15 protein-coding genes and 1 pseudogene are annotated in these 12,347 nt (G+C 49.5%); 5 read left to right on the top strand and 11 right to left on the bottom strand.

The window, feature by feature from the left end; genetic code table 11:
- From COO59_RS02470 to COO59_RS02480, 3 genes and pseudogenes are all read left to right on the top strand, one after another.
- Positions 1-233, top strand: a 233-nt coding sequence (locus tag COO59_RS02470) for an integrase core domain-containing protein (protein ID WP_165786476.1), incomplete at its 5' end; no start/stop codon positions are given.
- Positions 234-239: 6 nt separating this feature from the next.
- Positions 240-407, top strand: a pseudogene (locus COO59_RS02475) (tail fiber assembly protein); the annotation flags it as partial.
- A gap of 66 nt (positions 408-473) precedes the next feature.
- Positions 474-2,450 carry an acyltransferase family protein gene (locus COO59_RS02480; RefSeq protein WP_276308253.1) on the top strand — a complete coding sequence of 659 codons (1,977 nt, stop codon included), beginning with the start codon at positions 474-476 and terminating at the stop codon, positions 2,448-2,450.
- Between the two features lie 455 nt (positions 2,451-2,905).
- Here COO59_RS02480 and COO59_RS02485 read toward each other — a convergent pair whose 3' ends face one another.
- The 10 genes from COO59_RS02485 to COO59_RS02530 all read right to left on the bottom strand — a co-directional run bounded on the left by COO59_RS02485 (position 2,906) and on the right by COO59_RS02530 (position 11,347).
- Positions 2,906-3,982, bottom strand: a complete 1,077-nt coding sequence (locus COO59_RS02485) for a phage integrase (RefSeq protein WP_103058275.1) — start codon at positions 3,980-3,982, stop codon at positions 2,906-2,908.
- Between the two features lie 106 nt (positions 3,983-4,088).
- The gene (locus tag COO59_RS02490; RefSeq protein WP_103058276.1) at positions 4,089-4,307 is read right to left on the bottom strand and encodes a DNA-binding transcriptional regulator; all 219 of its coding nucleotides are present in this window, start codon (positions 4,305-4,307) and stop codon (positions 4,089-4,091) included.
- Between the two features lie 81 nt (positions 4,308-4,388).
- Entirely contained in the window at positions 4,389-5,540 is a 1,152-nt protein-coding gene (locus tag COO59_RS02495; RefSeq protein WP_103058277.1) for a phage late control D family protein, read from the bottom strand.
- Positions 5,537-6,043 carry a phage tail protein gene (locus COO59_RS02500; RefSeq protein WP_103058278.1) on the bottom strand — a complete coding sequence of 169 codons (507 nt, stop codon included), beginning with the start codon at positions 6,041-6,043 and terminating at the stop codon, positions 5,537-5,539. Before COO59_RS02500 ends, COO59_RS02495 begins: the two co-directional genes overlap by 4 nt.
- Positions 6,044-6,045: 2 nt before the next feature.
- Complete coding sequence (locus tag COO59_RS02505) at positions 6,046-8,508, bottom strand: phage tail tape measure protein (RefSeq protein WP_103058279.1); 2,463 nt, start codon at positions 8,506-8,508, stop codon at positions 6,046-6,048.
- Positions 8,501-8,623, bottom strand: coding sequence for a GpE family phage tail protein (locus tag COO59_RS02510; protein ID WP_103058280.1), 123 nt, complete (start codon positions 8,621-8,623; stop codon positions 8,501-8,503). Before COO59_RS02510 ends, COO59_RS02505 begins: the two co-directional genes overlap by 8 nt.
- A 14-nt stretch (positions 8,624-8,637) precedes the next feature.
- Complete coding sequence (locus COO59_RS02515) at positions 8,638-8,934, bottom strand: phage tail assembly protein (RefSeq protein WP_103058281.1); 297 nt, start codon at positions 8,932-8,934, stop codon at positions 8,638-8,640.
- A gap of 60 nt (positions 8,935-8,994) precedes the next feature.
- Positions 8,995-9,504 (bottom strand): phage major tail tube protein, encoded by a 510-nt coding sequence (locus COO59_RS02520; RefSeq protein ID WP_103058282.1) that lies wholly within the window; start codon positions 9,502-9,504, stop codon positions 8,995-8,997.
- A 12-nt stretch (positions 9,505-9,516) separates the two neighbouring features.
- Positions 9,517-10,686 carry a phage tail sheath protein gene (locus COO59_RS02525; protein ID WP_103058283.1) on the bottom strand — a complete coding sequence of 390 codons (1,170 nt, stop codon included), beginning with the start codon at positions 10,684-10,686 and terminating at the stop codon, positions 9,517-9,519.
- A 64-nt stretch (positions 10,687-10,750) separates the two neighbouring features.
- Positions 10,751-11,347, bottom strand: coding sequence for a recombinase family protein (locus COO59_RS02530; RefSeq protein ID WP_103058284.1), 597 nt, complete (start codon positions 11,345-11,347; stop codon positions 10,751-10,753).
- 104 nt (positions 11,348-11,451) lie between these two features.
- Between COO59_RS02530 and COO59_RS20765 the strand changes: the two genes are divergently transcribed.
- Positions 11,452-11,775 carry a gp53-like domain-containing protein gene (locus COO59_RS20765; RefSeq protein ID WP_165786474.1) on the top strand — a complete coding sequence of 108 codons (324 nt, stop codon included), beginning with the start codon at positions 11,452-11,454 and terminating at the stop codon, positions 11,773-11,775.
- Positions 11,776-11,779: 4 nt separating this feature from the next.
- The gene (locus tag COO59_RS02540; RefSeq protein WP_103058285.1) at positions 11,780-12,178 is read left to right on the top strand and encodes a tail fiber assembly protein; all 399 of its coding nucleotides are present in this window, start codon (positions 11,780-11,782) and stop codon (positions 12,176-12,178) included.
- Here the strand turns inward: COO59_RS02540 and COO59_RS21120 are convergent.
- A complete protein-coding gene (locus COO59_RS21120; RefSeq protein WP_103058286.1) occupies positions 12,159-12,344 on the bottom strand; it encodes a hypothetical protein in 186 nt (61 codons plus the stop codon). The two genes, COO59_RS02540 and COO59_RS21120, sit on opposite strands and share 20 nt — an antisense overlap.
- Positions 12,345-12,347 lie beyond the last annotated feature (3 nt).

The raw sequence follows: 12,347 nt of genomic DNA on the forward strand, positions 1-12,347 counted from the left end.
GTGGAAACTGCCGGGATAATAGTCCAATGGAACGCTTCTTCCGGAGCTTAAAGAATGAATGGGTGCCGATGGTGGGTTACGTAAGCTTCAGCGACGCAGCACATGCAATAACGGACTATATCGTTGGATATTACAGTGCGCGCAGGCCGCACAAATATAACGGTGGGTTGCCACCAAACGAATCGGAAGATCGATACTGGAAAAACTCTAACTCGGTGGCCAGTTTTAGTTGACCACTACAGTCAACGATCAGTTTTTGGCAGACAGAGTTACAGTTAGGCATGATCAGTGATGAAGATAAAGCCAGTCTGATAGCATGGATGAGCTACATCAAAGCCGTGCAGGCAGTGGACATGTCAAAAGCGCCGGATATCATTTGGCCACAAATTCCTAGCCTGACAGCATAGTTGAAAGTCCCGAAGTGACATAGGTAGTAGTTGCTTCTATCATGTTCAGCAAAACGCTATGGTGTGGTGGAGGCAACATTGGAGTATAGGAAGGAACTGGACGGACTACGAGCTTTGGCTGTTTTATCCGTAATAATTTATCATGCAAAACTGAAATTCATGGGGCTTGAATTATTCTCCGGAGGTTTCTTTGGTGTAGATATATTCTTCGTTCTGTCTGGTTATTTAATTACCAGCATAGTGAAGCATGGATTTGAACAGCGAGAATTTTCTTTTGTAAATTTTTATTGGCGAAGAGTGAAAAGAATTGTACCAGCTCTTCTGGTCGTTCTTGCTGTTACGGCTTTCGGGGCATACAAAATTTTGTTGCCAGACGACCTCGTGTCTTTTGGAAAGTCATTAACGGCAGCATTATATTTCTCATCAAATTTTTATTTTTTCAACGAAGATAGTTATACAGCTGCTGCAAGTGTTTTTAAACCTCTTCTCCATACTTGGAGCTTAGGGGTTGAGTGGCAATACTACATTATCTTCCCGGTTGTCATGTGTATTATCTATAAGTTTTTTAGAAAATACGCATTCACTATTCTCGCTGCAATGGGATTTTTTTCTCTTCAGCTTGCCGACTTTACAGTTGTTAATCATCCTGATTTTGCTTTCTATCTTTTACCTACTAGAGCTTGGGAGCTTATAGCTGGTGGCTTGTGCGCATATGTAGGCAGAGATTTCATCTATAAAAGAGAAGGTAATGCAAAACTTATCCTGTCGATACTTCCTTTATTAGGGATATTTCTTATTACATACAGCCTGCTTTGTATTAATGATAAATCCCATCTTCCTTCATACTTATCTTTAATGCCTGTTCTTGGTACATGTCTTTTGATTATTTTCTCCCAAAAGGATGAGGTTGTTTCAAGTGCTTTATCTTTGAAGCCAATTGTTTTTGTGGGGGCTGTTTCATACTCTCTATATTTATGGCATCAGCCAGTATTTGTATTTTATCGATTCACACATCAAGAGGTATTAACTGTTTCGGAATTTTTACTGCTTACAGTAATATCTTTTGGCTTGGCTGTCTTTACCTATTATTTCGTTGAAAACCCTCTCAGAAAACTTAGAAGTAAAAAGTATGCTTTGTCTATAGCTGCTTGTGTCCTCGTTATCTTTATAGGTGGTTGTAGTATCGTCAATCATGAGGGTTTTCCGCAACGCCTCGGAGGACTTGCTAGCCTTTACGATAAAGGTCCAACTTTACCAGATATGAGTGATTGTGGGCTGGGTATTGGTAAGCGTTGTCTCATTCAGGATAAAAACTCTACCAATAATATTGTACTAATCGGTGATTCGCATGCTCAGGCTATGGCGCTAAGCTTGTCTGATTTCGCCAGGAAAAACGACTATAACTTACTTAACTTTGCTGTTTCAGGTTGCCCTGGCATCGCCTTGATTAAGCGAAAGCTTAATGATGGCGTTGATGAGATATGTAATTCACTTGCCAAGAAGGCTGATGATTTTATTAAGAAAAATAAAAATTCTTTAGTTGTTTATATGACACGAATGCCTCTATATATGCTTAACGATAAAAATGGTCCGTGGGTTTTCTCAACAACAGGAAAAGGAATTACCCACGATATCCAGAGCGTCATTACGGGATGGGGAAATAACGGAAATAAAGTTATTGTTATTTACCCTGTTCCACAGCCACCTTTCAATGTTCCGAACGAGACAAATAAACGTCTTGCTGTTGCTAAAAGCATAAGTGAGAAGCTTGCCATTTTCAATGACAAGAGTTTCCTTGAGTTTGATAAGAATAAATATTCTAAAGTTTGGGATGTTAACTTCAAAAAGGCACGTGAGTTATTTGATGGAGTCAATGGTGATAATATCATCAGGATTTATCCAGAAGAACAGCTTTGCAATGGGAACGTTTGCCGTACTCATAGCGATAAACATCTATTTTATAAAGATGATAACCATCTAACTTATTATGGGATGAACTTGGTAGTAGGGGAGATTAATCAAAAACTAAATTTATCTCATTAGCTAAAAAATGAGAGTTATTAAAGTGCATCATCAAAATAAAATGGTGATGCACAATTTCCCTAAGGTTGCTGAACAGGTCATGAACCTGATGGGACACTGGCATCAGTATTCCTCGCGCCAGCGGGGATAAATCGGGTTTGTGACCCTTGCCAAAACTTTGCGTGTCCGGGTGGTGGGAAGTGTGAAGTGCTGTTCATGCACGATGATGCGGGGCTGTTTCAGTCGTACCGAAATTTGTCCGAACCCGATCCGAATAAAGTGGTAACTGTTTGATCTGCAAAGTGTACAATGGTAAGTGTTGCAACCAGTAAAAGGGGTGCTTTTGTTATCTATCTTTATGATAGATAAAAGAAATATCCCTATATGTCGTAAACAGGAATCGTATTCGGTCTTTTTTTGTTTAATATTTAAAAACAGTGAGTTACATTAAAATCAATCAGTTATAACCCCTCCTGTTATACCGTGTTCGCTCCTGTAGGACTCTCTGCCGCCATTTTGCCGCCATTCATTCGCGCCATCCTTGCCAGTGGATTATTGCTGATCGCCTCTTCCAGATGATCAGGCGCAAAGTGTGCATAGCGCATGGTAACGCGTATGTCTGAGTGTCCGAGAATGCGCTGTAAAACCACGATATTGCCACCGGCCATCATAAAGTGACTTGCAAAGCTATGCCTGAGCACATGACTCATTTGGCCCTCGGGTAATTCGATAGCTGCTAATCGTATTACCCGATAGAACTGGCGATAGCATTCGGAAAAGAACGTACCTTCTTTATCTTTAAGATCGTTATAAAGTTCATCCCCAATCGGTACTGTACGGTTCTTTTTACCTTTGGTATTTATAAAGGTAATTTTATTGGGAGATATCTGGCTTGCCTTTAGTCCCGCCGCCTCACTCCAACGAGCGCCAGTTGATAGACATATTCTGACTATGAGTGTTAACTCAGGATTGCCATGTAAATCACAGGCTGCAAGAAGACGGGATATTTGCGCTTCTGTGAGCCATGACATTTCTTTCTCAGGCTCGTCGAACTCACGAATATTTTTTAGGGGATTTGGGTAATTAATTTCTCCCAGACGTTCAAGCTCGTTAAAGACTGCACGTAAAAAACAATGCTCACGGTTTACCGTGCCAACCTTAACCTTTAGGGATTTCTCACTGGTTTTATAACCGTTCTCTATTAGCCCGCTTAGTCGCCTTTCACGGTAATGCGCCCAATCTTTTGCCGTTATCTTAATGGCAATAGGATCACCCAGCCCACGGCAAATGATGTGCAACTTACCCAGGCGCCCCTTTTTATCACCTAAAGAACAGCCATGAAGCTTGTACCAGAGGGTAATTAATTCACTGAGCTTACGGCGGTCCTCTTTCTCTCCTAACCACGGCTTTGCTTTAGCCTCATCCATCTGGAAACTTTCAAATGCTGCAGCCTCTGCACGGGTTCTAAACATCTTCCTGATGCGCTTTCCTTCTCGCCCATTAGGGTAGCACTCGCAAAGCCACTTACCGTCTTTTTGCTTACGGATTGCCATGATTACGCCTGAATAACAAAAACACTAAAAGTACTGTATGTAAAAACAGTATTCAATGTTTGTTTCTCAGAATTCATACATGAAAAACCCGCCGAAGCGGGGTAGTTTAAAGCCAGGGTAATTGTGATTGGCCGCGCTCAGGGTGGGGCGGTGCTTTAGTAACCTGCCCTGGATGCATGATAATACCTGCAATGCTTTCATGTGATTTAAAAGTGCAGCCGCAATTAATATTTTGACACTGATGATACCGTTCTTTTGTCTCTTTTGAGATGTAACGGCTAGATCTGGCATGAGAAGCGTTCTGGCACAACGGGCAATGCATCATGAATTCACCAACCTGAATGTATTAAGCGCAACGGGGCTAAGCGCATTTTGCATAATCAAGTTTGTGTTTGCAATTTATAGTTTAAGAATCTTCCTCTTCATATTCTACGTTCGACAAAAGCACCTCAAATTCAAGACTCGTTGTGTAGCCATTACTACCTAAGTCATGTATCACCTTGCTTATTATCCACGGTTGAGCATCGATCACCGATTTGAACCCATTCACTGCAACAGGCGTTTCCGGGTAAAGATCAGCCCGGCCCATAGCCAGAATTATCGAAAATTCTGCAACGCCACGCTGCAACTTTTCCCACTTAGCCTGGGCTGCACGCATTGCCGCCGCTTTAGTGCTGTAAACGGTGGTAATAGCAAAGACATTATCCTCAGAGCCTGCCAGATAATCTCCCTCATTTGCCTCAGGCACTTTTGTTGAGGAGGCTTTGGCTTTAACCGCTTTTGGATGTTGAAGCGCACGCAGATGCTGCTCTTTCTGCTTTCTCTGCAGCTTCACCTTTTTCGGCTTTAGTTCTTTTGTGTGCAGCCAGCTTGCAGTTACGCCGGTATAAGCCCCGCGATCGGCAATACTGAAACTGTGCCGGTCGCCGTCCTGACGGGTTATTGTCATCTGAGGGATGGGTTTGCCGCTAACGGTTAAGCCGTTTCCCGGCTTGATAAAAAGAAGTTTACCCGCCTTAATGGCGGCTACTGCACCGTTCAGCGTTGCCAGCCGGGTCAGGAATTTCGCATCATTTTCCTGAGTCTGATCGATATGGCTGATTTTGATTTTCGCCAGCCCGTCAGCAACCATGGCTTTGAGGTGATTGCGTTCTGCAATCTGGCTGACAATTTCGCCCAGGGTAATATCGTGATAAGAGTTTTCACGACGGGAGTTAAGCGTGCCGCGAAAATCTACGCTCCGCGCCCTGATGGTCAATGTGTCTGGCGCGCCGTGATGTTCCACCTCGTCAACTGTGAAGCTGCCTTTACTGATAAGCGCCGAACCCACCCAGCCGAGCGCCAGGGTTATAACGGCGCCCCGTGCAGGCAACTGCATTTGCCCGTCGGCATCATCCAGTTCAATATCAAGCTGATCGGCTTCAAATCCCCGGTTATCCGTCAGCGAGAGTGAAATCAGGCGTGGCCGGATATTTGCCGTTATATCTTTGCTGCCAATAGTCAGCAGGAAATCAGGGGTCAGTTGAGCGCCTGCCCCCACAGGTAAACCGGTTATCATCCGAGAATCCCTCCCAGCCCTGACAGCGCGCTGCTGGCTGCAGAATTAATCTGGCTCTGCAGATTTCCAACACCGCTAATCAGCCCGTCAGCCTGCTTTTTTAGATCCCCGAACATAGAGGTAAGCGACTCATCAACCCGTTTGAGATTGACGGTAAAGCTGATGTTTCTGGCTGAGCCATCCGAAAAGAAATCACGGTGAGTCTCTGAAAAGTCCTCGACCACATACATGCCGTAGATCGTTCCATTCCCGCCAATCAGGGGCCATGCCCGCCCCTCGTCTGCCATTACCTTTAAAACCAGAAGAGAAACAGTGCCGCCGGTAATTTCAGGGCGCAACTCTCCCGACAATGTTATTTTTTCATCACCAACGCCAATAAACTGCGAAGACGAGCGCATCCCAACACGGCTGTTAGAGGGCCAGCGGTAATTAATGCTGCGCTGCATTTCCTGATATGGCAGGGTCTGACGCATGAATACCATCATGCCAAATACCATCATCATGATTAATCCTCCCATCCCATGCGACTACGTTGTTGAGCCTGAGTCTTTCGCTGCTGGCGCTCCTGATGTTGCGCCATGAGAGCCAGGGCGTCGTCTTTGGACATACCCGGATGCATGTGAATATCGTACTGATAGCTGTTTTGACTCTGATCGCTATAACCGCTACTGGCAGCAGGTGCCGTGACTGGCCGGTAGGCTGCACCGCCCAGGGCGATATTACGCTGCAGCCCGTCAGCCGCCATTCCCGCGCCGCCGGTTGCCACCGTATCAGGTGACTGCACCTTGTCTTTGAGTCCATCTGATTTAGTATCAATAATGCCAAGCTTTTCCAGCACCCAATCGATCCCACTTCTCAGCTGATCGAGTGCCTGTCCGGGAATTTTCAGACCTTCTGCCAGCATGTTGCCGAACTTTTTACCCATATCCCCGGCAGTGGCAAGTTCTGCCTGCGTTGACTTCACCGGCTCCAGCAATTTTCCAAACCAGTCCCAAAGCTCTTTAACTTTATCCGTTACCCAACTGAATACCGGCTTCAGACTGCTGAATGAATCACTGATTGGCCCGGCAGCGGCAGTGAATCCTTCAGCCACACCCGCAATGAAAGCCTTTATTGGTTCCCAGTATTTACGGATAAGCAGCGCCCCGGCTACCACTGCAGCGGCTACGGCCACAATCGGCCAGGTGACAGCGCCAAGCGCAGCAGTTATAGCGCCTCCAGCCACGCTAAAAGCCGTCCCCATAAGTCCGGCGCCGGCGATAATAATATTTAGTCCCGCCATAACCGGCCAGGCAACCAGACCGATCAACCCCAGCCCTGCAACCAGTGTCGATAGCACGCCTGTGACCATGACTATTTTCTGCGTCAGCTCCGGGTTTTGCTTCACCCATTTCCCGGCAGTTACCAGCCAGTCATTGGCGGTCGTTGTCAGCTTTCTGAGAGAGGAATTCTGCTGATCGAAAACTTCGATCCGTACATCCTCCCAGGCGGATGACAGGTTTTTAAGATCACCATCCAGATTATCAACCTGAATACTGGCGACGCTGGCCGCTGAACCTTTGGAGTTCATCAGCATTTCACGCTTCGCCTGCAGCTTGCCGTTGCCAGCAGCATCAATCAATTTAACAACGCCTTTTGCTGCCTCTTCACCAAAGATTGTTTTGATGTATTCAGCCTGCTGAGCCGTGCCCAACTGGTTCTTTTTGAATGACGCGTCAATCTTTTTGAGAATGCCGATCACCGGCAGCATGTTGCCTTTTTTGTCCCGGGTCTGGATGCCCAGCTCTTTCAGTGCATCAGGAGCCTGCCCGGTGGGAGCCTGCAACCTGCTAAAAATAGCGCTGCCCCCGGTGCCAGCCATCGATCCCTTGATGCCATTATCTGCCATGATGCCAAGCATAGCGGTGGTGTCTTCTATGCTTGCACCTGCAGCCTGAGCCATTGGGGCGACATACTTCATGGCTTCGCCCAGCTCCAGCAGGTCAGTGTTGGATTTGGTAAATCCTTTGGTCATTACATCCGAAACCCGCTGGATCTCGTCTATTGGTATTTTAAAAGCGGTCTGCATGTTAGTGACAATGTCTGCCGCCTCTGCGATATCAACTTTTGAAGCGAGTGACAGATTCACCGTTGATTCTGTTGAGGCAAGAATATCGTCAGCGTTGTAACCTGAGCGGGCCAGCGTGCTCTGCGTTCGCGCTACGTCGGTAGGAGAGAATGCGGTAGAGCCGCCAATATCACGCGCCTGCTTTCTGATAGCTGCCAGTTTCGGATCATCCTTGCCCGTATCAAGCAGCGCCTGAGTTTCTGACATCTGCGCATCAAACTCCACACCGGGCGCGATTAGCTGCCCCTCGGCATATAACGCCGCACTGCCGCCCGCAAAAGCAGCGGCACCGGTGTTGCGTACTTTACCGGCAATCTCTTGTCCTGCACGGTAGCGCTCATTAACGCGGTTCAGTTTCTCCTGTTGCTGACCAAGTCGCTGCAGCTCCGTCTTCTGGCGGCTGAGTGACACGGTGGCCTGCGCTGAGTTTGTTTTGAGGCGCTGCTGTTCACTGCTCAGATTTTTGGTGGAAATGCCAGCCGCAATGAGCGCTTCGCGCTGCTGCTGTACGGACAGTCTCAGGCTGTTTTCTTTCGTCTGCAATTCTGCTGCAGCGCGTTTTGCGGCTTCCAGTGCGCGGGTCTGCGCAGCCGTTGGTCGCTCGGTGTTGCGAAAGGCGACGGCCAGCGCGGAGGCTTCCTCTTTGGCTTCCTTCAGCGAATTCCTGGTAACGGCCAGTTGTGTGCTGGCCTTTCTGAAACCGTCAATTTTCGCAGCCTGCTGATCGAGCGCCTTGATGTTCGACTGCGTTTCACGAATAGAGCCGGAAAGGGATTTTGTTGCGGTCTGGATTGCCTTAAAAGGCCGGGTCGCCTGGTCCACGGCCTTGAGCAGCACCTGCAGCTTCAGGTTATTACTCATCGGGGTTAACTCCGCTACGGATCATCGCCTTGTGCCGCCAGTCGAGAAGCTCGGCCAGCGGCAGGTCGTACAGTTCAGAGGGGGGCCAGTGGAATATCGTGGCGATATCGGCCATCAGGTCATTAACCGTTAATCCGGCTGGCCATCTGACCCGGCCGACTTCGCTGTTAAAAAACCGATCACCTTGCCAGCCAGGGCAATCAGGTCTGCCGGATCAAGGGCAATACAATCTTCACGCGTCAGACGCGGCTCAGTAATGCGGGGCAGCACGGTGATCAGCGCGTCCACATCCGAGCCTGCGAGGTCAGCCAGGCGCGTGCCGCGCAGGGCGCCGGAGTTGGGCTTGATAAGCGCAATGCTTGAAATAACCAGATCGCCACGGGTAATCGGGGTTTCCAGGGTAACGACGTTTTCTTTGTTTTCCATTTCAGTTCTCAGGTTTGTTGTTCAGAAAAAGGGACCAGCGTCGCAGCGCCGGTGCCGGAATTAAACGAGGCCGATGTTTTTGCGGTGCTGCTCCAGCCGGTCGGTGCCGTTTACCTTCTCAATCATGTTCACGGTATCGATCTCGATCAGCTCTTTACCGTTCCAGGTGAGTTTGTAATACGTGCATTTGGTGGTGATTTTGGTTTCGGTGTCCTCGCCCTGTTTGGCTTCACCAAAATCAAACTGCTGATGCTTGCCGCGCATCTCCACCTCAACGGCCACCGTCTCGGCGGTGTCATCCCGCTGGTATGAACCGGCGAAGCGCAGCGGCACGTCACCGGCTCCCCACTGCGTCAGCACCAGGTCATCAATGCCACCAATCGTCCATTCCAGATCGAGGGCATCATCTTCCAGACCGTTATCAATATGCGCGGCGCCATTCATGCCGCCGCCCCGGAACGGGTCCAGTTTGCGGGCGAGCTTCGGCAGAGTGAGCGAGGTCACAACGCCCTGATAGCTGTTTGCATCGTTGAAGAGATTCAGGTACTTCAGTTTCTTTGGCAGTGCCATGAGTCAGGCTCCTTAGCTGTTAACGGCGGCAGCGAAGTTCACCAGATAGCTGTCGGTGATGCGCTGGCGCAGGGTGAGGTCTTCCAGCGGCGGCACTGGCGTGTAGTCATAGTCAATAAAGAGCTTGCCCGCTTTCAGGGTGTCCTTATCGTTGGCGGTATCGTCATACCAGCAGCTGCCGCCGATCAGGTAGCCTGCAGTCACCATTTCGCGCAGCTTGGCGTTGATGCCCGCGATAATGTCTTTCACAAGCGTTGGCGTCATCGGCTTGTCGCTTGCCCACATGTGCGCCTCTGCCATCGTGTCAGCGATAACCTGCGCGGTGCGGGTGTAGTTTTCAAAGGCAAACAGCGGGTCATCACTGCAGGTGCGGTTACCCCAGAAACGGAAACCGTCTTTGCGGATAAGCGTGGTGACTTCGGCCTGATTCAGCAGGTCAGCATCAGTACCCACCTGCTGCAGATCCCAGAACACTGATGCCGAGATGCCGGTCACGCCATTAACGCCGACGTTGGACAGGGTTTTGTGCCAGCCGGTGTCATTGTCGATTTTGGCGCGCAGGCCAAGTGCGCGGGCGGTTGCCCAGGCGGTTTCCGATGCGTTGGCTGTGGTATTCCAGGCAACGAAATCAGGCCAGATAACCATCAGCTCGCGCTGGCTGAAGTTCTCACGATAGAGCATGGCTTCAGAGATGGTTTTGCAGCCGTAAGCGGTGACGTAACCAAAGGCGCGAAGCTGCTGACAGATGGAGGCCAGCGCCGTCGCCACTTCCAGATTATCCAGCCCCGGCACGCCGAGAATGCGCGGCTTAACGGCCAGTTCAGTCTGCGCGCTGAGCAGCGCTTTCATGCCAGTGTACTGCCCGTTCTCATCGGTGGTGCCGATGATGTTGGAGGTGGTTTCCGCTTCGGTTTCACCTTCAGCCACGCGCACCACAACCGTAACCGGCTTGGCCTGATCGGCAATTGCCTGCAGGGCGGCAGCGAGCGTACCTTTTACGCCAGCCTTGCCAATAGCAGAAAGCACGTTAGTGATGAGTACCGGCTTGTTCAGAGGGAAAGCAGTCGCATCGGCATCTTCGGCGGTGCAGACCATACCGACGATTGCCGTTGATACGGTAGAGATGGTGCGCGTGCCGTCGTTGATTTCGACGACGCGGACACCGTGATGATAATCAGCCATCAGTGAGACACTCCGTTATAAGGGTGCGCTCAGATTGTCACCCTGAACGGGCTGATGCATGCCATCAAAGTTTGCTGGTCCCTGACAGGACAGAATCACGCAACTGATGCTGTTTTGCCGCAGGGATATAGCGATAAAGCGTTTTAACTGATACCTCAAGCACCAGGGAAATCTGATGCAGCGTGGCTCCATGCGCCAGCATTCTTTCAGCGCGCCCGATAACATCCGGTGTCATTATTCGCCGTCTTCCTCCCGTGCGGCCTTTTTCACGCGCTGCTGCCAGTCCGGCACGGGTACGCTCCACGATCAGCTCGCGTTCCATCTCAGCAAGCGCCCCCATAACATGGAAGAAGAAACGCCCCATCGCGGTGCTGGTATCAATGCTGTCTGTCAGGCTGCGAAAATTAACCCCGCGCTCGCGCAGCTCCTCTGTCAGCATAACCAGGTGGCGCATGCTCCGGCCAAGCCTGTCCAGCTTCCAGACCACAAGCGTATCCCCGGCCTGCAGGCGGCGCAGCGCCTTTTTCAGTCCCGGGCGTTCGCTGGTTTTACCGCTGATTTTGTCTTCAAAAATCAGCTCACATTCTGCACTTATTAGTGCGTTACGCTGTAAATCCGTATTCTGGTCATTTGTTGATACCCGTACATAACCGATAAGCATATTTTTCCCCGCTAAAAAAGGCGAAGTTTGCCAGCCCGGCGCTTTTCAGGGCCAGGCTTTTCCTTCTCAAAAACCTCGGTTTGGGCGAAGCAGCGAAACGGGACGTGGGAACTGAGGCTAACCAGTTACCGGACATGAACAGCTTTGGCCGCAGCCTCGCCAATAACGGCTACCAGAAGCTGCCCGGAGGGTTGATTATTCAGTGGGGCTATACCGCTACGGGTCCAACCGGCAATACGGTAACACTACCCGTTGCTTTCAATAGCTGGATTGCCGGATGCGCAGGCAATGAAGCAGGCGATGACACCTCAATAAAGGTAGTGGCAATCATCCCTAAATCGCTGTCAACACTGAAAATTTCAGGTCGTATCGTGGGGGGTAATACGCTTGCCAATACCGTCGTTCGCTGGATTGCTATCGGATACTAATACTATGAAAACTTTCTATTCGCAGTCTGTACCGGGCTTTTACGTGGAAGGCATTTCTAACCTGCCTGAAGACGCTAAGGAGATCAGTGAAACCCTCTGGCAGCAACTGCTTGAGGGGCAGTCAGCCGGAAAAATTATCGACTTTACCAGCAAACCGCCAGCGCTTAGTGAGTATGTCAGAACACCTGAAGATTATATGACTGAGGCAACGGCGCAAAAAACCGCCTTACGGCTGGAAGCTGATAATAAAATTGCTCCTCTTGATGATGCCATTGCGCTGGGCATCGCCACAGATGAAGAAAGGGCCAGTTACGATAAGTGGCGTAAGTATCGGGTACTGCTGAATCGCGTGGATATTTCTGCGGCACCCGATATTACCTGGCCTATCTCCCCTGTTCAGTAATATGTGTTAAAACTGGCTCGCCGTTCTCATTAGCTGCGAGCCTCATTCCCTCCGGGATCTCGTGCGCAGTGAAAAACCAGTTATCATCAGGGAGTTTAGTTGCGCCAGTCATATCATGAACGCCCGGTAATACCTCTGTTAGTGAGACTGAATTAAAATATCGCACAAT

This window comes from Mixta theicola, from assembly GCF_002895925.1.
In the GTDB taxonomy this organism is placed as follows: domain Bacteria; phylum Pseudomonadota; class Gammaproteobacteria; order Enterobacterales; family Enterobacteriaceae; genus Mixta; species Mixta theicola.